19 protein-coding genes are annotated in these 20,280 nt (G+C 37.5%); 7 read left to right on the plus strand and 12 right to left on the minus strand.

The genetic code is table 11. From position 1 onward, the window contains the following. Nucleotides 1–64 precede the first annotated feature (64 nt). From F886_RS14590 to F886_RS14605, 4 genes are all read left to right on the plus strand, one after another. Nucleotides 65–1,090, plus strand: a complete 1,026-nt coding sequence (locus tag F886_RS14590) for a methionine ABC transporter ATP-binding protein (RefSeq protein ID WP_005306792.1) — start codon at nucleotides 65–67, stop codon at nucleotides 1,088–1,090. Beyond that, a complete protein-coding gene (locus F886_RS14595) occupies nucleotides 1,087–1,782 on the plus strand; it encodes a methionine ABC transporter permease (protein WP_005306795.1) in 696 nt (231 codons plus the stop codon). The genes F886_RS14590 and F886_RS14595 overlap by 4 nt, the downstream gene beginning before the upstream one ends. 161 nt (nucleotides 1,783–1,943) lie before the next feature. Then, a complete protein-coding gene (gene gloB, locus F886_RS14600) occupies nucleotides 1,944–2,675 on the plus strand; it encodes a hydroxyacylglutathione hydrolase (protein ID WP_005306797.1) in 732 nt (243 codons plus the stop codon). A gap of 345 nt (nucleotides 2,676–3,020) precedes the next feature. Then, nucleotides 3,021–3,224, plus strand: coding sequence for a hypothetical protein (locus F886_RS14605; RefSeq protein ID WP_003652518.1), 204 nt, complete (start codon nucleotides 3,021–3,023; stop codon nucleotides 3,222–3,224). A 177-nt stretch (nucleotides 3,225–3,401) separates the two neighbouring features. Here the strand turns inward: F886_RS14605 and F886_RS14610 are convergent, their stop codons facing one another. After that, entirely contained in the window at nucleotides 3,402–4,700 is a 1,299-nt protein-coding gene (locus F886_RS14610) for a dicarboxylate/amino acid:cation symporter (RefSeq protein WP_004791418.1), read from the minus strand. Nucleotides 4,701–5,146: 446 nt separating this feature from the next. Further along, complete coding sequence (locus F886_RS14615) at nucleotides 5,147–5,719, minus strand: TetR/AcrR family transcriptional regulator (RefSeq protein ID WP_005306800.1); 573 nt, start codon at nucleotides 5,717–5,719, stop codon at nucleotides 5,147–5,149. A 133-nt stretch (nucleotides 5,720–5,852) separates the two neighbouring features. On the opposite strand from F886_RS14615, the gene F886_RS14620 reads away from it, so the two are divergent. Beyond that, nucleotides 5,853–7,055 carry an MFS transporter gene (locus F886_RS14620; RefSeq protein WP_005306802.1) on the plus strand — a complete coding sequence of 401 codons (1,203 nt, stop codon included), beginning with the start codon at nucleotides 5,853–5,855 and terminating at the stop codon, nucleotides 7,053–7,055. A gap of 225 nt (nucleotides 7,056–7,280) precedes the next feature. Then, nucleotides 7,281–7,934, plus strand: a complete 654-nt coding sequence (locus tag F886_RS14625; protein WP_005306804.1) for a glutathione S-transferase family protein — start codon at nucleotides 7,281–7,283, stop codon at nucleotides 7,932–7,934. 49 nt (nucleotides 7,935–7,983) lie between these two features. Here F886_RS14625 and F886_RS14630 read toward each other — a convergent pair whose 3' ends face one another. The 8 genes from F886_RS14630 to F886_RS14665 form a co-directional block, all read right to left on the minus strand. After that, entirely contained in the window at nucleotides 7,984–9,135 is a 1,152-nt protein-coding gene (locus tag F886_RS14630) for a sterol desaturase family protein (protein WP_005306805.1), read from the minus strand. A 132-nt stretch (nucleotides 9,136–9,267) separates the two neighbouring features. After that, the gene (locus F886_RS14635) at nucleotides 9,268–10,158 is read right to left on the minus strand and encodes a LysR family transcriptional regulator (RefSeq protein WP_005306807.1); all 891 of its coding nucleotides are present in this window, start codon (nucleotides 10,156–10,158) and stop codon (nucleotides 9,268–9,270) included. An 89-nt stretch (nucleotides 10,159–10,247) separates the two neighbouring features. Beyond that, nucleotides 10,248–11,603: an MFS transporter gene (locus F886_RS14640; protein WP_005306808.1), complete on the minus strand. Its 1,356-nt coding sequence runs from the start codon at nucleotides 11,601–11,603 to the stop codon at nucleotides 10,248–10,250. A gap of 42 nt (nucleotides 11,604–11,645) precedes the next feature. Beyond that, the gene (gene salA, locus F886_RS14645) at nucleotides 11,646–12,923 is read right to left on the minus strand and encodes a salicylate 1-monooxygenase (RefSeq protein ID WP_005306809.1); all 1,278 of its coding nucleotides are present in this window, start codon (nucleotides 12,921–12,923) and stop codon (nucleotides 11,646–11,648) included. Between the two features lie 177 nt (nucleotides 12,924–13,100). Continuing rightward, entirely contained in the window at nucleotides 13,101–14,474 is a 1,374-nt protein-coding gene (locus F886_RS14650; RefSeq protein ID WP_005306811.1) for a PQQ-dependent sugar dehydrogenase, read from the minus strand. Between the two features lie 70 nt (nucleotides 14,475–14,544). Further along, nucleotides 14,545–14,955, minus strand: a complete 411-nt coding sequence (locus F886_RS14655; protein WP_005306813.1) for a PH domain-containing protein — start codon at nucleotides 14,953–14,955, stop codon at nucleotides 14,545–14,547. 69 nt (nucleotides 14,956–15,024) lie between these two features. Further along, nucleotides 15,025–16,854, minus strand: coding sequence for a DUF1302 domain-containing protein (locus F886_RS14660; protein WP_081402280.1), 1,830 nt, complete (start codon nucleotides 16,852–16,854; stop codon nucleotides 15,025–15,027). 101 nt (nucleotides 16,855–16,955) lie between these two features. Beyond that, entirely contained in the window at nucleotides 16,956–17,561 is a 606-nt protein-coding gene (locus F886_RS14665) for an RBBP9/YdeN family alpha/beta hydrolase (protein ID WP_081402190.1), read from the minus strand. A gap of 290 nt (nucleotides 17,562–17,851) precedes the next feature. Between F886_RS14665 and F886_RS14670 the strand changes: the two genes are divergently transcribed. Continuing rightward, complete coding sequence (locus F886_RS14670; RefSeq protein ID WP_005306820.1) at nucleotides 17,852–18,862, plus strand: AraC family transcriptional regulator; 1,011 nt, start codon at nucleotides 17,852–17,854, stop codon at nucleotides 18,860–18,862. A gap of 92 nt (nucleotides 18,863–18,954) precedes the next feature. On the opposite strand, the gene F886_RS14675 is transcribed toward F886_RS14670, so the two are convergent. Together F886_RS14675 and F886_RS14680 are read right to left on the minus strand one after the other, a co-directional pair. Further along, nucleotides 18,955–19,965 (minus strand): YeiH family protein, encoded by a 1,011-nt coding sequence (locus tag F886_RS14675; RefSeq protein ID WP_005306822.1) that lies wholly within the window; start codon nucleotides 19,963–19,965, stop codon nucleotides 18,955–18,957. Beyond that, nucleotides 19,958–20,266 (minus strand): Rieske (2Fe-2S) protein, encoded by a 309-nt coding sequence (locus tag F886_RS14680; RefSeq protein WP_081402281.1) that lies wholly within the window; start codon nucleotides 20,264–20,266, stop codon nucleotides 19,958–19,960. Before F886_RS14680 ends, F886_RS14675 begins: the two co-directional genes overlap by 8 nt. Nucleotides 20,267–20,280 lie beyond the last annotated feature (14 nt).

The raw sequence follows: 20,280 nt of genomic DNA on the forward strand, positions 1-20,280 counted from the left end.
CCCAAACGTGAAACAGGCAAATTCTCTTTGCCTGTTTTTTCTTTCCAGCATAGTTTCTGAAGATATGATTCAATTTAAAAACATTTCAAAGCACTATCAGCTCAAAAGTCAAACCATACGCGCACTCGACGAAATCAATTTAGAGATTCCAGAGGGCAGTATTTTTGGCATCATTGGCTATAGTGGTGCAGGTAAAAGTACCTTAATCCGCCTGATCAACCTACTTGAGCGACCAACAGAAGGTCAAATCATTATTAATCAGAAAGATTTCACCGCTTTGGATGCGCGCTCATTACGTCAGGAACGTGCAAGTATTGGAATGATTTTCCAGCACTTCAATTTGCTACAAACCAAGACAGTTGCTGAAAATATTGAAATGCCAATGCGCCTACTGAATTACAATAAGGTAGAACGTGAAAAACGCCTGAATGAGTTATTGGAGTTCATTGATCTTAAGCATAAAAAAGATGCTTACCCAGATGAACTTTCTGGCGGACAAAAGCAACGTGTCGGTATTGCCCGTGCTTTGGCAAATCATCCAAAAATTCTTTTGTGTGATGAAGCAACTTCTGCTCTAGATCCGCAAACTACCAAATCAGTTTTAGAACTGCTGAAGAAAATTAATCAAGAGCAAAAAATCACGATTGTTATGGTGACCCATGAAATGGATGTCATCGAAACTATTTGTGATCATGTGGCTGTGATGGAAGCAGGTAAAGTCATTGAACAAGGTTCAACGATTGATATCTTTAGTAAACCTCAACATCCAACGACTAAAAACTTCATTCAAACTGTTTTACATCAACAGTTGCCTGTGAACATTTTAAATCAGCTTGAAAACCAGCATCATCATAGTATTTACTGTTTACAGTTTTTAGGGCGTTCTGCTCAAGAACCTGTAATTCAGTCACTGATTAAACAATTCGATATTAGCTTAAATATTTTATTTGCCAACATGACTGAAATTAATGGCACAGTCATTGGTCAAATGTTTGTGCAGCTTTTAGGTGATCCTCAGCTAATTAAGCAGGCTATTGAGTTTTTGGAACAAAATGAAGTAGGTGTAGTTCAATCAGGAGATCAAGTATGAGAGATTTAATCGTACAATGGTTAACTGAACTTACTCAACCTTTCTGGCACAGCTCCCTTTCTATTGATCAATTCGTTACAGCTTTGCAAGAAACCTTTAATATGGTTTTCTTCGCACTTTTGTTTGGTGGTATTTGGGGATTTATTCAGGGAATTATTTTATTAGTTACCCGTCCAGATGGCATTTTACCGAATAAAGTGATTTATCATTTACTTAATCCAATTGTAAATGCTTTACGCTCCCTCCCTTTTATTATTTTACTTATTGCAGTGATTCCTCTTACTAAGCTGTTAGTAGGTACTTCAATTGGTACATGGGCAGCTATTGTTCCATTGACTATTTATGTTGGTCCTTATATGGGACGTCTGATTGAAACTTCATTGCTTGAAGTCAATGAAGGAATTATTGAATCTGCTCAAGCAATGGGTGCTACACCTTGGCAAATTATCTATCGCTTTATTTTGCCTGAAGCACGCAGTTCGCTCATTTTAAACCTTACAACAGCGACAATCAGTCTTATCGGTGCAACCGCTATGGCTGGCGCAGTTGGTGCAGGTGGTATTGGTGATTTAGCGATTTCTTATGGTTATCAACGTTTTGATACCAGCGTTGTTATTTTAACAGTCATTATCCTATTACTATTAGTACAGATCGTACAAACGCTAGGAAACTGGCTCGCTAAACTCCGTTAAGTCATCCATACAAAAAAGCTCTCTTCTAGAGGGCTTTTTTTGTTTTATACAACTCTTTTCTTAAAGATAGTTGAGTACATGGCTCAATACCATTTTCTGGTATGATCAGACTTAGTCATTATTATTCATTTACTCTTTGGATTTAGTTTCAGGATAAAACAATGCGTTATAGAATTCATTTTATTGATGTGCAGAATGCCCTCCAAAACTATATCTGGATTTTAGAAGATACTGAAACCCAAGAAGCTGTAGCAGTTGACCCAACAGAAGCAGAACTAGTCACACAATTTTGTCAGAAGCATCAGTTAAATTTAAAACAAATTTGGCTTACTCATTGGCATAAAGACCATATAGGGGGTGTTGCTGATTTAACGGCCACCCAAAATATTACTGTCTATGGTCCCCGTGATGAGCTCACAAAGATTCCGGGAATTACCCATCCCTTACAACATGACGATCATCTAAAATTTAATGATTTAAAAGTAGAAATTATTGCAACTCCAGGTCATACCTTAGGGCACATTGTATATTTTATTGAAGAATTAGAAGCTGTATTTTGTGGTGATACTTTGTTTGCAATGGGATGTGGTCGATTATTTGAAGGCACGGCTGAACAAATGTATCACTCACTGAGCCGTCTAGCAGCATTACCAACCAACACAAAAGTTTATTGCACACATGAATACACGCTTTCAAATGCCGAATTTGCTTTAACGGTAGAACCGCATAATCTTGCCTTATCAGAACGAGCTCAAGAAGTCCGTGAACTACGTAAACAAGGTTTAATCACGCTACCAAGTACGATTGAACTTGAATTGGCGACCAACCCCTTTCTTCGCGCAGAAAGTGTTGAAGACTTCGCACATATACGTACTCTTAAAGATAATTTCTAAAATTGGGCTTTAAAAAAAAGATACGGTTTCATTTTAAGAACTGTATCTTTTTGCTTATTAGCTGTTGTCTGTAATTATTTTTTACATTTACTCTGTTTTTTATTTACTCACTATTCTAAAAATAACGTTGAGTTTATATTTTCAAAAACACTCAAGAAGACTGCTCTTTAAATAAAAATTTATTATTTTTCATACATATGATGAATTTATTATTTTATAAAAATAAAATCTTTTCTTACTTTTTTACAAGTTGAAAAATAAAAAAAAGTTTTACCCCTTTAAAAAATCCAATTAAAACCCTATTAATAAATAAGATGTAATGCCACGGATAGAAGGAGTTCTCACGTGAAAAAGGTTGTTAAAGCTAAAAATTTGATTGCGTTTCGTATTTGGTTAGAAAAGTTAGGGTATTCAGTTAAAAATCTCGCTGACGGGAAAGGTTTTACTTTTAGTTTTAAAAAAGAATATGGTTTGGTCACTTGTGAGTTAGCAGGTAATTCATTAGCTATGCAATTAGGTGAAGAGTTTGAGGATCACTTAAAAGCATAATTTTTTACGACTTGATTTTAATTACAGTACTGTCTTTCTTGAAAGACAAGTAATGTAATGTTGCAGAACTTTAGAATGGCTTAATTAAAATATATTTTTTAGTTATTAAATAAAAAATCTGTAGCAGGGCTACTCTCCCAAATTACCCTTAGCTACAGATTTTTTTATTTTGTAAGGTTAATCTGCTTTATGGTTCTTTAATGCTTTATCAAGAAGATCTTTATCTAAAGCCTTATCCCAACGTGCCACCACAATTGTTGCACAAGCATTACCAACTAAGTTTGTTAATGCACGGCATTCCGACATAAAACGGTCGATACCAAGAATTAAAGCCATACCTGCGACAGGAACAGCCGGCACAACGGATAGAGTTGCAGCCAGAGTAATAAAGCCTGCACCAGTCACCCCTGCTGCACCTTTAGAACTTACCATTGCAACAAGAAGCAATGCAATTTGTTCACTAATTGATAAATCTACATTACACGCTTGTGCAATAAACAGAGCTGCCATAGTCATGTAGATATTTGTACCATCAAGGTTAAATGAATAACCTGTTGGAATGACTAAACCTACCACTGATTTTTCACAACCTGCTTTTTGCATTTTGTCCATTAAAGATGGCAAAGCTGCTTCTGAAGAACTTGTTCCTAAAACCAACCAAAGTTCATCTTTGATATAACGAATTAAATGAATAATTGAAAAACCGTTGTAACGAGCTACTGCACCTAAGATCACTACGACAAATAACACCGCAGTAATATAGAACGTCATAATTAATAGTAATAAATTACCAATTGATTCGATTCCATAAGCACCGATGGTAAAAGCCATTGCACCAAAAGCACCAATTGGAGCAAGCTTCATTAACATACCGACCAAATAGAAAACTGGAGCTGTTAAGTTATTTAAAAAATCGGTAATTGGGCGCGCTCGGTCGCCTAAAGCAGCTAAAGAAATACCAAATAACACCGCTACAAATAACACCTGCAAAATCTCGCCACCAGCCAGAGGACTGACTAAGGTTTGCGGGATAATATTCATGAAGAAGTCGGTAATATTTGTTGCATGTGCCTTCTCAACGTAAGTATTTACTTTATCGTTGACTAAGGTAGCAGGATCGATGTTAAGGCCTTTACCCGGTTGGATAATATTTGCCACAATCATACCAACCACAAGAGCCAAGCTTGAGAAGGTCAGAAAATAAAGCATCGCTTTACCAGTTACACGACCCACACGGCTCATGTTTGTCATACTGGCAATGCCTGTAACAACTGTTAAAAAGATGACGGGAGCAATAATCATTTTAACGATCTTGATGAATGCATCACCAAGCGGTTTTAAACTTTCGCCAAGTTCTGGGTAAAAATGACCAATTAAAATGCCCAAAATAATTGCAAAAATGACCTGTACATACAAAATTTGGTGAAATTTCTGTTTTTTCTGTACCGTTTCTTGGTCAAGGGTATTGAAATCCATTATCTAAATACCTTTTCGATGGGGATAAAAAAATAAAATATAAAGCTAGCACCACAAGCTGCTTTAACAAGGAAAAGCCATTGTAAAGAATAAAAAACACCCTGTGTTATAAATTTAAAAAATGTCAAATTCAAAAATCATGCATTAATTTGTATAGAATACTTTTTATTTTAAGATTTAAAAAATTATAAAATTTATTAAAAATAAGATTAAATTATTGTTTATATTAAAATTAAACTCTATTTAAGTTAATAAAACCGGCTTTAATAACTTGTTTAACTGATTCAGGACTATCATTTATTAAATAAATGACTTTATTAAAAACATGTAAATTATAAATTATGAAAATTTAATTTAAAAATAATAAGAAAAATTGATATATAATTTTTTAACAAGAGAAAATGCCTATTTCTTGTTAAAAAATTACACTAATAAGCTGTGATAAATTAATTAAAATTAGGGTGGGCCTTAAATAACCGCTCTAATAAAATATGGACATAGTCTAAGCTTAATGTACGATCAGTGAATAAGATGCGGAATAACATAGGTGCAATAACAGCTTCGATAATTTCTTGATTTTCTATAGTTAATTCACTACGTGCCTTAGCTCTGGCTTGAATAATATCAAGTTGTTGAACGATTAAAGTTTCGCACTTTCGAGCGTTTGAAGATTCAGTTGCATATAGCAAATCTCGTAGCAGTGTTTGCCCTACTTCAGAAGAGTACTCTTCAAAATATTGTTCGACCCATGTCGTGATATCAAGCTGAAATGAGCCTAAATCTTTTGGCTCCATATCGGGTTTCAGCTCATTAAGAGCAACATCTGAAAATAACTGATTGATATCTCCCCAACGACGATAAATTGTAGAAGGTGTTACACCTGCTTCATCAGCAATCATGGGTATAGTAATTTGGCTTTGCTCCAGATTTTTTTGAAGCTCTTTTACTGCTTGATGTACCGCAGTTTGAATTCTTTCACTACGACCACCCGGGCGTAACCCAGTAACAACTTTTGCCATTAATTAGCTCTACTTCAATAAAAACGATTAAAATAATATTTGTATATACAAAATACACTAAAGCTAATGATTTGCTTTAGTGTAAAAATCATGTATAAAAGCTAAATATTCGCTTTTATGTTATTCATCTTATATGAACAATTCAAGTTCAAAACGGTCTGGATCAGTTTTTCAGTTAGATTCAACAGTAGCGTTGACCTTAAACACAATCACGCTTATGACCTTTATGGCGGCGTCTAGTGCCCCTACGCCTTTATATCGTTTGTATCAGCAGATATGGCAATTTTCGCCCGTTATCTTAACTTTAATTTTTGCAACCTACGCGTTTACCTTACTTGCTTCTTTACTCATTATTGGCTCTTTATCTGATTATATCGGACGTCGGCCCGTCATTATTTCAGCAATTTTTTTGCAAATCGCTTCAATGAGCTTTTTCCTTTTTGCCTCAGATGTTTCTATGTTATTTATTGCGCGTGGCCTACAAGGTATCGCAACAGGTCTTGCCGTTTCTGCAATTGGAGCTGCAATCTTAGATTTTAGTAAGCATCATGGTTCCTTAATTAATAGTATTGCCCCAATGGTCGGCATGGCAGTAGGCGTTTTTATTACATGTTTTATTCTGCAATTTTCAGCTCAACCCTTACATTTGGTTTTTGAACTCTTATGTGTTTTGTTTGCACTTGAACTTATTTTAAGTTTCTTTAATCCTGAGACTGTACGTAAAAGATCTGGAGCTTTGGCTTCTTTAAAACCCAACATGGCTATTCCTCATCAAGCAAGAGGTGCTCTATTAAGTATTAGCCCTATTAATATTGCACTTTGGATGGTCAGTGGTTTTTTCTTATCACTTATGCCCTCTTTACTGGCAAAAATTTTTCAGACATCTTCAGCTTGGCTAAACGGCAGTATGTTTATGGCGCTCGCTCTTTCAGGTGCTGCAGGGATTCTGACGCTTAGAAAATCTACCAATTTTCGTATTTTGCTCACGGGCACCTTATCCATCATTATTGGTGCAACCGTTTTATTTTTAGCGATCAATTTTACAAGTGCTGTGGTTCTACTTATTGGTTCTATTATTACTGGAGTCGGTTTTGGTACAGCTTTCATGGGAGCAATTCGCACAGTCATGCCGCTCGCTTTACCGGAAGAACGCGCAGGTTTAATGGCTGCATTCTTTGTTGAAAGCTATTTGGCTTTTAGTGTTCCAGCAATTCTGGCAGGCTACTTTGTGGGTAAAATCGGACTTATGAACAGTGCCAATATTTATATGAGTTTAATTATTGCTCTTGCACTGATTGCCCTTCTAATGATTTTTAAAAATATTAAAAGTAAATAAGGATGTGTTAAAAAGTCAGCCTCAAATGAAGCTGACTTAAATAATTTAAAACAAATGATACTTAAATAAATAATTTAACTTCCGATTACTACATTGATGTCTATTGAAATTCGTTAGACTATTTTTAATATCAAAATTCACTCGTGAGCTGAACTTCGATACTAAATAAATAAAATGCTCAAAAGGATTTTCTATTTATCATTATAAAATATAAGGAAATTTATTATGGATAATTTCATTTTGACAACTTTTGACTGGGTTCCAGAATTACCACGAGGTTTTGTAAGAGATATAAGGATAAGATGGGCATTAGAAGAGGCAAAAATGCCCTATCAAATAAATAGCGTATCTTTTTATGAACGAGGAGATGATCATTTTTCTCACCAACCTTTTGGGCAAGTTCCTTGGTTAACAGATGGTGATATTTCAATTTTTGAAAGTGGCGCTATCTTATTTTATTTGGGTGAACGTAGTGATGTACTTTTACCTACAGATCCGAAACAACGTAATGAAGCTATAGAATGGTTATTTGCAGCACTTAATTCAGTAGAAATGGCGAGTCTTCCTTGGGCTTTATTAAGATTTTCTAATGCTCAGACAGATAGTCCCGCACACAAACAATTTGATGCCTTTCTTCAGTCTCGCCTTCAACATATGGAGTCATTTCTTGCAGAGCGTGAATGGTTAGCTCAGTCGTTTTCTATTGCCGATATTGTTATGGCTGACGTATTACGTTTGGTGAATAAATTTGATGGGTTGACAGAATTCCCCCATTGTCTCGCATATGTTCAGAGAGCGACTATACGCCCTTCTTTTCAAAAAGCGTATGCTGACCAAATGGCTCATTTTGCAGTGGCAGATGCCAAGAAGAATGCTTAAACATGTCATCATTTAAGCATTCTACATTTATTAAGCTAAAACTTAAGATTTACTGATCACGCCAAGGCTTCAAAAAACGTTTTACATATTTTTTAAAAGGCCACGTAAACTGTTTTACAAAACTATTTGGGATTTTATAGCCCACGGTTCCATATACACTCGCCAAATGACTAGGCATATATACGCTTTTAAAAATGACATCATAGAGTGGAATAAACGCAGCGTAATTTTTATCAATGGCAGGTTTTTCTGAAGAATGATGCCAATGGTGAAACTCTGGCGTTGCGATAATCCAGCGCAAATATGGAAAACGAAAACGCACATTAGAATGAATAAAAATAGCGTGAAATGAAATAAAAACTAAATAAGCAAAAACTGCTGAAGTATGAAAACCTAACAGAAAAATCGGTAAAGTCGCAATAAAGCGAGTCATTAGCACTTCAATGACATGCAAACGAGAAGATGCTAACCAATCCATATATTCAGTCGAATGATGAATTGCGTGAAAACGCCATAAGAAATTAACTTCATGCATAGCGCGGTGCAACCAATACACCGTAAAGTCGACCACAATTAATAGTTCAATAAATTGCAGCCAAATTGGCTGAGCTTGTACATAAGGCACAATTGGATTATCAGGTAGATGCGTAATCCAATATTGAATCGGCATGACGGTTAAAAAGCTAAATAATTGAATGCCAATATGACTGACCATGAAATATTTCATATCAGTCACCCAGCCTATCCTTAATATTTTCTGTTCAGGATTTTTAGCAAAAAAACCTTCAAGCGGAATAAAAATGAACGCTAAAATGAATAAGGTTAGTACAAAATAATCGATACCTGCATAAAACGGTACACTTGGTAAAACGGGTGCTTCAATTACCCCACACCCCAAAACCGCTGCTAAAAGTGAAAAACATAGTCCGTAAAAGCCATATCGGTTTTGACGGACAATTGCACTAAATGCACCGAAACCAGCGCTAATAATAATGCCCGTAATCAAGCCATAATAAAAAATATGATAATGTTTTGCGTAAAGAGGACGGAGTTCTGGAGTCGTTAATACACTAGGAAATAAAAAGCATAATGCACCAAACAGACAAAGTAAGCTGAGTGACATCGAAATAAAGGCGCTGATTTTCCCTAAACCTGCGTTCAGTTCTAAATTCTCAAATTTTGCTCTTAATTGATCTGTCATAATTCATATACAATTCTTATTCTGTATAACGCGAATGCTATCAAAATTTAATAATAAATTGGAAAGAACTTTAAGTTCTCAAATCAAAGCGCTTAATCTGAAAATGAAATTTTAAATAGCTGTAAATAGTTTTTATAAAACTTCAAATATTTGACCGACAGATTGAATCAGCCATTTTCTAGCAATAATATCATCACTACGATTAAACCAGTTCAAGCTCACTTTAAAAGAATCCATAGCGAAAGTTAATTCAAACATTTGGACATTACCATGTGCTAAATAATGTCGAGCTGCTCGCGATGGTAATGTAACCAACATATCTGAACTCTGCAAAACACCTTGTAAAACACTAAAATGTGGAACCTCTAAACGAATTCGTCGCTTCAAATCCATTGTTTTTAAATATTGCTCAACTTGGATATGCCCTGTCGATGACTTGATGGCAACATGATCTTCTTGCAAATATTGCTCTAACGTCAGTTGCTGTTGTAGCCTTGGATGGTCAGCTCTAGCAATGCATACATATCTTTCTTCAAATAAAGTACGCGTTTCTATTTTGGGCATTATGGTCTGTGTACTATTAAATACGGCTAGATCTAAAAAGCCATCAATAAGCCACTGTTCAACCTTAGACGACTGAATCTCTTCAATCTCAATTTGAATATAGGGCGCTGTTTTCTGCAAAAAGGCCATAAGACTAGGCAATAGGCAAATCTCCCCTGCGTCGGACAGTCCGATTCGGAAAGTTTTATTGGAGTTTTGAGGATGAAACTCCTGTGCTTGAGCAATCGCTGATTCAATATTAAAAATTGCTTGATGAAAAATTGGATAAAGCTCATGTGCAACTTTTGTAGGTTCGACGCCACCTCTGCTTCGGGTGAACAACTCGTCATTTAATTGACGGCGTAAACGGTTCAAATTATAAGTCACAGAAGGCTGACTCAAATTCAATTTATCAGCAGCTTTACTAATATGACGAGACTCATAAATACAAACAAAAACTTTAATCAAACCTAAATCCATGGTTCTGATCCTTTAAATACTCTAAACAAAGACTTTAACTTCTTTGCTTAGAGTTTAGTTCCTTTTACAGGAATGAAAATGCTTAATTCTTATGGAGATATACTTGAATTTAGCATTACACGTTTGGTTCGATTACAAATACTTATGGCAATAACACTTAAGGTTGCCAGCACACAAGGAATGGCTAGCGCGATAAAATTATATTCAATGGGTAAATGCAAACTTAAAAGCCAGCCGCATAAAATCGGACCTAAAATCGCCCCAATACGGCCTACGCCCAAAGCCATACCAATGCCAGTACTGCGAATTGGTGAAGGGTAAAACTGAGCCATATAAGCGAGCAATAAAATTTGCCCGCCGATAGAAGCCGCTCCTGCAATGGCAATACAGAGATATAAAATGACCATGGGTAAAGCATAGCTCAGCAAGTAAAGTGAAATTGCACCCGCTAAGAAGAGTAAACAAATGACTTTGCCTAGGTGAAAACGATCAGCAAAGTAACCACCACCGATTGCACCCAACATCCCACCCAAGTTTAGCGCCAATAAAAAGACCAGACTGGTTGATAAATCATATCCGGCCTCGACCATAAGTTTTGGTATCCAGTTACCGAGCGCATACACCATCAGTAAAGCCATAAATACACTCATCCAGAAAAACACAGTGACTAAAGCACGGTTCTCGGTAAATAGAGCAACCAAAGGACGAGCGGCGGTTTGTTGATTTTCTTGGTGTAATACGATGCTTGTATGATCAGCTATGTTTTGTTCTGGTGCTAGCTGTTGAAGTAAATCATGCACCTCATTCCATTTTTTCTGGCGAACTAGATAATCGATTGATTCGGGTAAAAATTTCCAAATAATAGGTAATGAAATGAGTGGAATACCCGCCAAAATAAACATGATTTGCCAACCAAATTTAGGAACCAACCACATGCCTAAAAGTGCTGAGCTCATGCCACCAATTGCATAGCCACTAAACATGAGCGATACCAAAGTTGATCGTAATTTCTTTGGGGCAAACTCGGTCATTATGGCAATAACATTTGGCATTACGCCGCCCAAACCGAGGCCGGCAATAAAACGATAAATGGCAAACTCTTTAGGACTGTTGGCAAAACCGCATAACACCGTAAAACCGCTAAAAATAAAGACACACAGCATAATTAAACGCTTACGGCTAAAGCCATAGGACTCTAATTTGTCGGCCAAACTACCGAAAATCATTGCACCAAACATCATGCCAAATAATGCAACACTGCCCAGCAATCCAGCAGTCATACTATCTAACTGCCAATGTTGCATGAGCTTAGGCAATGCCACCCCATAAATGACTAAGTCATAGCCATCAAAAATAATAATGAGCGCACTCAGCAAGATCACCCGCCAATGTAATGGTGTTAATCTTGCATCATCAATCAATTGATTTGCATTTAGTTTTTCCATAATTGCTTTCCTTAGCAAATTGTGTGTAAAACAAAAATTTATTTAAATGGTTGCCATTCCTAATTGATGTAATTGTTGCTGTGCTTCTGCAACATCCTTTTCTAGGTCGTGTTGCCATAACCAATCAAAGCGATGCTCAAGATGTTCGCCAATTTCGGCAAACGTTGGGTACTGAGTCGAATAACACTCATAAATTTCGCCAGACTCACGAGAAGTTTGCTGAACACGACAAGCACGTTTTAAACGGAGCTTTTCATATATCGAAGACACATCGTTTAACTGATCTGCTTGTAAGTTTTTTGTCGATAATAAGGCCGCAAGGATTAATGCATCTTCAAGACCTTGGCCTGCTCCTGCACCTTGGTGGGGTAACATGGCATGTGCAGCGTCGCCCATGACAATGACATGACCTGAGGTACTTTGATAAGTCGAAAGTTCTTCAATTTCATGTAAAGCCCAAATGGTAGGCTGTTCAATTAAACCGAGTAATGTTTGGCAGCTTTCACTCCAGTCTGAAAAATCGGAAAGCATTTGAGCTTTATTGACAGGCTTAGTCCACGGTGTATCGGCTGGTAGTACTGTATCTTCGCGGTTTGAGCAGAAAGCAACGATATTAATTTGCTCTCCCTTTCGAATGGGGAACGTTAAAATATGTTTGTCTTTGCCCAATAACATTTGGGGAATATCTGCTAAATCTGTATCGCCATTTATTTGCTGCAAAGCTTCTTTAAATGAAGCGTGAGAAATAATGCCACGATATGCCCAAGTTCCTGAAAAACGTGGATGAACCGGTGGTAAATGATGAGAAGCTAAAACATATTGGCGCGCCACCGAGCGGATACCGTCAGCCCCAATCAAATAGTCAAATTCATGCTGACTACCATCATTAAAATGCAGAATCACGTGATCATCTTGTTCTTCAATCGCCTCTAGGCGTTTAGAAAAGTGGACATTTTGCGTAGGCATGTGAGGAATAATGGCATCAAGAAAGTCAGCACGATGAACAGATGACTGCCCTACACCTGTCGCGATAGATGCCGATAAATAATCATCGGTATAACCATTGCGCCATTGAAACCATACATCTTGAAATGGTGGCGATACTTTATCTGCAATTGCATGATATTCGTTGGCTAAACCTAACAGTTCAATGGCTTTGACAGCATTAGCACCAAAAGAAATCCCTGCCCCAATTTCAGAAAACTGAGGTGCAGATTCAAACATTTGGACATCTAAATGGGGGTGTTTACTTAAATTACTTGCTAAAGCCAGACCAGCAATACCGCCACCGACCACGGCAATTCGAATATGTGTATTCATGTGTTTGTTCCTTAAACATCATTATCGTTTTCACATATTCATTTTTGAGAAGTTGGCTTATAAAGTCCAATTAGTATTTTTTTTGTTCAGTTATTTAAAAATTAAATAATAGCCATTTGGGCGAGCCTCTATAAAGCCTAAAGGCCGCCCATGCTAATAAATGATCGTTAAAACACTTTATGGTGTGCCTGGCGGGGTTCCAATAGCATATTTCATTGGAGCTTCATAAGTTGTCTCTGCAACTGGCGAAACGCGCCAAATCGTATTGCCCACATCATCTGCAACTAACACGGCACCTGAGAAATCAATTGCCACACCCACAGGACGACCATACGCTTTGCCTTTATCACTGAGGAATCCAGTCAAAATATCTTGCGGCGGACCAGAAGGTTGACCACTTCTAAATGGTACAAAAATGACTTTATAACCACTGTGAGGCTTACGGTTCCAAGAACCGTGCTGACCGATCAATGCACCTCCTCTAAATTGCGGCATGAGTTCGGCTGCATAAAATGTGAGGCCTAAAGAAGCCGTATGGTTGCCTAGTGCATAGTCTGGTTTAATTGCACGAGCAACCATTGCTGGATTTTGTGGTTTTACTCGTACATCAACATGTTGACCATAGTAGCTGTAAGGCCAGCCATAAAAAGCGCCATCTTGAACTGACGTCATATAGTCGGGTACTAGGTCACTCCCAATTTCATCGCGCTCATTAACAACCGTCCAGAGTTTTCCACTTTGAGGTTGCCAAGCCATACCATTTGGATTACGCAGGCCTGTTGCAAATGGGCGTGACTGGCCACTTGCGATATCAAACTCTGTAATTTGTGCTCGGCCTTTTTCTTGATCTAAACCATTTTCAGCAACGTTACTGTTAGAACCAACGGTAATGTACAACTTGGTACCAGCTGGATTAGCAATCACATTTTTGGTCCAATGGTGATTTAAAGGGCCACCCGGTAAGTCCAACACTTTGGTTCCACTGGCCGTAATTTGAGTTTCGCCCTCTTGATAAGGAAAACGTACTAGTGCATCTGTATTAGCGACATACAGGTTATTACCTACTAATGCCATACCAAATGGGGAATTCAAGTTTTGAAGGAATACCGTTTTTTGATCAGCAATTCCATCTCCATTAGTGTCTCGAAGCAAACTAATACGGTTGGCACTCGGATGAGATGATCCTGCACGTCTCATCACGAAAGTCATAATTTTACCCTTAATCCCTTTACCGTCTTCTGGTTTAGGTGGGGCATCTGTTTCAGCAACCAATACATCACCATTGGGTAACACATAAAGCCAACGCGGGTGTTCAAGCCCTTTTGCAAATGCTTTTACCTTCAAACCTTCTGCCGGTGTTGGCATAACACCACTCGGCCAGCCTTCTGCTGGAGCTATATTAACGGTTGGTAATAGGCTTGATTTAGGCTCAGGAAGTTTTGGATCTGGCCCATAACTGTCGGTAATTGGATATTGAGAGGATGAAGCGCATCCAGCTAATGTAATTAAAACCGTAGTGCCAAAAATTGGCAGTAAAAAACGTGTCGCCATGGGTTATCTCCATTTATTTTTTGTCGTCATGGAAATAGCGTAATTTATGTTTGCAATTAAACAAGCAACTTTAATGGAGTCTTTTGTTTATGGCTTGAAAAAAACGTTCTTTATCTTTTGGTGAAATCATCACTGAAGTAATTTCTCCATTTTTCATATAATAAATTTTGAGTCGATCTAATGAGAGTGCTGGAGATGAGAGTGGATTATGAGTAGGCTCTATTTGGGTAATATCATCAATATTAATTTTCCATCGGAATACCAAACTCTTAATCATTAAAGTGTTGTTTTCTACCACATAATAAGTATTAAAGATGGGAAGCCAAATAATAAAAATGATTAAACTATAAATGACAAGATGTGGAAAATTTGAAGCTAAAGAATAATGATGATTTGCTTCATAAATCTTCATAAGGATATTGGCAGTGATAACAACAAATATTAATAAAAGCCACCAATCAATTTTTGATCTAAATTTCAAAAGTTATCCTCCACGTCTAAATCTCATTTATAACGAGTCTTTCTATATTTTTTTAATAAAATAATTGAACTAAAAATTAGCTTTAAATGTTAATGATACAAAATCTCGATCATCTATGGTGCTAAATTCATTAGAACCAAAAAAGTTATTATAGGCAATCTCTGTTGTATATTTTTGCTGATAAGTCATAGATAACGCCGCACTTACACTCATTTGCCCTTCTTGAAAGTTTTGGCTATATCCATAAACATCATGTCTAAAACTAAGACTTGGCGTAATCACTGTAGAGGGTAAAATATCTTGATAATTTAATGCACCACGTAATCGGTAGCCAAATGACCATTCATTAAAAAAACCATTTTTATTACAAAAGCGTTCATTTAAATTGTCTATTTCTGCATTTGTAAGATGAGCTGTACCATACGGCGTACATTTAAACTCACCTGTTTCAGGATTATAAGCCCCTGTTGAAAGCTCACTACGGCCAAATGCGCCTGTCCGGCCAATCCGATGATTACCAATATCTGCAATATGGTTTAAGCCAAACTCTGTAGACCATGTCAGCGAATTTGCACCCCAAATATTGAATATGCTATCAGTTGCTCCCACCGAAAATTGTGTTACGGGTAAACGTACATAGCCTTGAATATATTGACCTAATTCAACAGTTTTTCCCGAAGGCGCAAATGGTGTTCCTTCCGATAACACTTGGGCATAGACAATGTCTGTACCGTTTAGTTGTAAAGGTTGATTAGGTTTGTGGGTTAATTCACTAAAAACGGTTGTTGTTCCAACTTTCCCAGTCAGACTTAATCCAAACATTTTGATATTTTCAGGATAGATAGAAAAATAACTCGCGGTATTAAAATGTTCGGGTCCTGCTGCTGTTACAGCGGTTCCATCAAAGTTTGCATTACGGCTATGGTAGTTCGCATAGTAAATACCTAACTCAGCATTATTTAAACTTGGTAATGTCTGTTTTAAAGCAATACCATATTGGCCGTTATCCTTTGCTTTTCTACTTTCTGCACGTGGAATATAGGTACGTAAACGAATTGCGGTATCTGATAATTTATCTCCCCCTCCAGCAATCAGAACTGGACCTGCATTTTCGGGCACAAAGTCTGAAATCTCAAAAAAAGTTCCGTTACCATCAACAACTGAAGGTCTAAATTTAAATTGATAGAACCCTTCTATTTTCAAATTTTTATTAATGCTTGTGTCGAACGAAAACATTTCGGTTGGAATGATTCTTTCTTTTGCATCACCACCCGGTCGGTTAATTGCAGCAAAATCAAAGGCACTCACCGAATTTAAACCGTTTTGAAAAAACTGAGATTTCCCCCAATTTAAAGTCTGTTTGCCTAATTTTAAATTGATGCTTTTTCCATCATCTAATTCAAAATCTTTCCATATATAGGCATTCCATAAATCGATACCTTTGAACTTTGCGAGCCTTGGCCACGCTGAATCATTAAAGGGTTTAAAGTCTCCTTGTCCTGTCTCATAGGCATGGTCATACCAGTATTTAGTGCTAATGACCGCACCTTGTTGTTTTCCATTTAGCTTAACTTCAGTTATGCCTCTAATAATCTGTGAAATGGCATCATATTTACTAAAATTCATACGCCCATCATCACCATTCACATCAATGCTAGCACCTTGTTTCCCTATTTTGTTTGCGTCAGGCCGATAAAGTAATGAAACAGATGGGTCTTGTGTACTCCAACTGGCACCTAGGCTTAATGTCGTTTTTGTCTCGAACTTCCAGTCTTTATCAATATCAAAACTGGCTGCGTTCGCTTTAGACATGAATAAAATTAGGCTTAATGAAACACCTATTTTTTGAATATATAAAACGTGATTATTTCTTTGATTTAAATAGACGTAATGACCCATCATATTATCTCCTTATAAATATGATTTTTTTTATTTATTGCTTATTACTCAAAGCCATCCATTGGCTTTTAAATGGTTTACATAAGCAGGTATTTTTTGCCCTAGGCTGGTTGTTCGACCTGATCTAATTGTTGAATGAATTGTTCAGCTAAAGGCCAATAGCCAAAGCCAGATGCAGGGTTTAAATGTCCCACTTCACCTAAATTTACGAGTTGACTACCCCACTTTTCTGCCATTTCACTTACAGCTTCATAACGAGCTAAATGGTCATTGGTGCTTGCAATCAAAATGCTGGGGAAAGGTAGTGTTTGATTAGGTAAAGGACTCCATCCTTCTTGATGAAGTACGGTTGGGCTTGGATAATTTTCTGGCCAGCTTTCGTTTAAGTCAGGTGGAGCCACAAGTAGAGCTCCTTGAATTGGTCTTTGATATTTTGCTGCCCAGTGTATTGTCATCAGCACGCCTGCGCTGTGTGCAACCAAAATGACAGGCCCTTGTATTTGTTCGAGTTGTGCCTGAATAGCAGCAACTCTATTTTCACAATTGAGTTTATTGATTTGCACAGGTGGTACAGAACGAACCTTTGCTAGCCTTGTTTCTAAAATCGTTTGCCAATGCTCGGGAACATGATCGCGTAACCCCGGAATAATTAAAATTGTTGCTTTGGTTTGTATTTTTTTCATTTCGACGCCTGTGAATTTTGCCATCTAGGATGCATAAGAATTTTTATAAAACTCCATTCACAATAAAGGCTCATTTCAGTTAATGGTGTACATAAGGCGTCACGGACTTTTCATTTGACGACACATCTTTTTAAAAGTTCGTAAATTAATTAAAATAGTATTTGTAATTACAAGTGAATTAAAAGAACAGGTTTAAAATTAAATAGACATCACGATTAGGCTCTTAAATAAAAGCTTTTGTAATGTGGATATTTTAGTTATAACTAGATATGAGCTGTAAGGAATATGGCTGATTAAGAACAGGAGATAATAAAATGGTGCCTCTTGCGCATACCGCCTCTTTAAAAAATTATCTGGCAGTTGCTCAGCAATTAGATCTAAATCCCTACCATTTATTATCACGTGTTGGGCTTAGCCAAACTCAATTGAATGATCTTAAACAACGTATTCCTGTAGATAAAGCCATTACCTTGCTTGAAGACTCAGCCCAAATGAGTAATTGTGATGTTTTCGGTTTACATATGGCTGAGCAACGCGAAATCGCGGATTTTGGTGAACTGAGCTTATTATTAAGTTACCAATATACTTTGAGAGAAGCGCTACAAACGATTGTTCGTTATAGGAATTTACTCAATAACTCACTTGAAATATATATTGAAGAAATTGATGATACGGTTGTTATTCGAGAGGAAGTTGTGACAACAACTTGCGGGTATAGCCGCCAAGCGACGGAACTTGCTTTAGGGATTACTCATCGTTTTTGTGCAGCACTCATGATGCAAAAATGGCGGCCGTTAAGTGTACACTTCACTCATAACCCGCCTAGCGATTTAACTTTACATCGGCGGATTTTTGGCTGTGCGCTCGAGTTTGGTAGTGACTTTAATGGTATTGTTTGTACGGTGGCCGAACTTGATACAACGAACCCTCAAGCAAATCTGGCTATGGCTAACCATGCACAACGTTATTTAGATATTTTGCAGAATAGTAATGAATCGACCATGATTTTTGATATTCGTAAAAGTATTTATCTTCTTTTGCCAATGGGGCGCGCTACGATTGATCAAGTCGCTCAAACACACGGTATGCACGTACGGACTTTACAGCGTCGATTAGAAGAAGCTCAGACGAGTTTTAGTGATTTAATGAATGAAGTACGCAAAGATCTCGTATTTCGTTATTTAAAAAATCTAAATTATTCACTTGCTCAAGTATCTGATATTTTAGGTTACTCAATGCCGAGTTCTTTTACGCGTTGGTTCATTAGCCAATTTGGTATGTCACCGAATACGTGGCGTAGTCACAATAAAGCCCTGCTCAATTAATTTCTCTTTATGTGAAGCCCAATGAAGTCGTTTAAAATATAAGGAAGCTGGGGAACTATTCCATAACTTCCTTAAAAATTTAATTTTTAAAATTAAAACCACAAGCGCATAAGCCCAAGAACTAACACCACTAAAAAGATGCTTTCGCCGATCATTAAAAGAATTGGTTTAATGCCGACAGATGCTAATTCTTTTAACTGAGTTTTCATTCCTAAAGCACTAATTGCGATGACTAAAAACCAGCGTGATAAATCATTAATTCCATTTTGAACCATCGTTGGCACCCATCCTGTACTGTTAATACCAGCCAATATTAAAAAGCCAACAGCAAACCAAGGCAGTAATGGCGGTCGTCCCCCCGTTGAATCTGCTCCTTGCATGCGAGTAATCATAGCCGCACAAACAATTACTGGAAGCAGCATTGCCACACGCATAAGTTTAACTACAGTCGCCGTATCCCCCGTTTGAGTAGACATGCTATAACCAGCGCCGACCACTTGCGCCACATCGTGAATCGTAGCACCAAGAAACACACCAGCAGCTTGTGGTGATAACTCTAACCACTTCGCAATCATGGGATAGACAATCATTGCAAATGTTGAAAGTGCCGATACGCCAATCACGGTAAATAAAGTCGCTTTTTCTTTTTGCGGATGATTTGGAAAAGCAGCCGATAGTGCCAATGCGGCTGAAGCACCACAGATTGCTGTTGATCCACCAGTGAGCATGCCAAATAGTTTTTGGAAACCTAAGATTTTAGCGGCAATAACAGAAACGGCGATTGTGACAATAACTAGAGTGACAACTAACGCAACAGGCTGCCAACCTAGTGCGGTAATTTGCCCCAAAGTTATACGCATGCCGAGTAACGCGATGCCCATTCTGAGCACACTACGTGCAGTAAACTCAATACCTACCTTACATTTACTTTCAGCCGCTAAAAAATTCACGCTCATGCCAAGCAGTAGTGCAAATAGCATGACTGGCGCACCATAATGCTCTGATAAAAAACAGGCAGCCGCAGCAACGACCGAACTGACCACAAAGCCTGGCGCTAATTCTCTTGTACGCTGGGAAAAATTTTTCAGAACTAAACTACTCATGATTTTCCCCACAACGCATCACAATAAATACCTTGTCCTCGGCCACTTCCACGGGATAAGTCGCAACTTTAAGATGCGCAGAATTAACCAAACAGCCATTTGTTAAATCAAAACGTAGACCATGGGCACAACACTGAATCACTCGTCCTTCTAGACGTCCACTAAATAGCGATGCCCCCTGATGAGGACAGCTGTCATCGATTGCATAAAACTGAGCCGCAACGTTAAATAGTGCGAGATTTTTATCTCCAATTTTTAAAAAAGCCCGCTCACCTAAATTGGGAATTTTTTCAAAAGGCACTTCAAATCGGTTGC

The organism is Acinetobacter sp. NIPH 542, assembly GCF_000369825.1.
GTDB classification, from domain to species: Bacteria; Pseudomonadota; Gammaproteobacteria; order Pseudomonadales; family Moraxellaceae; genus Acinetobacter; species Acinetobacter oleivorans.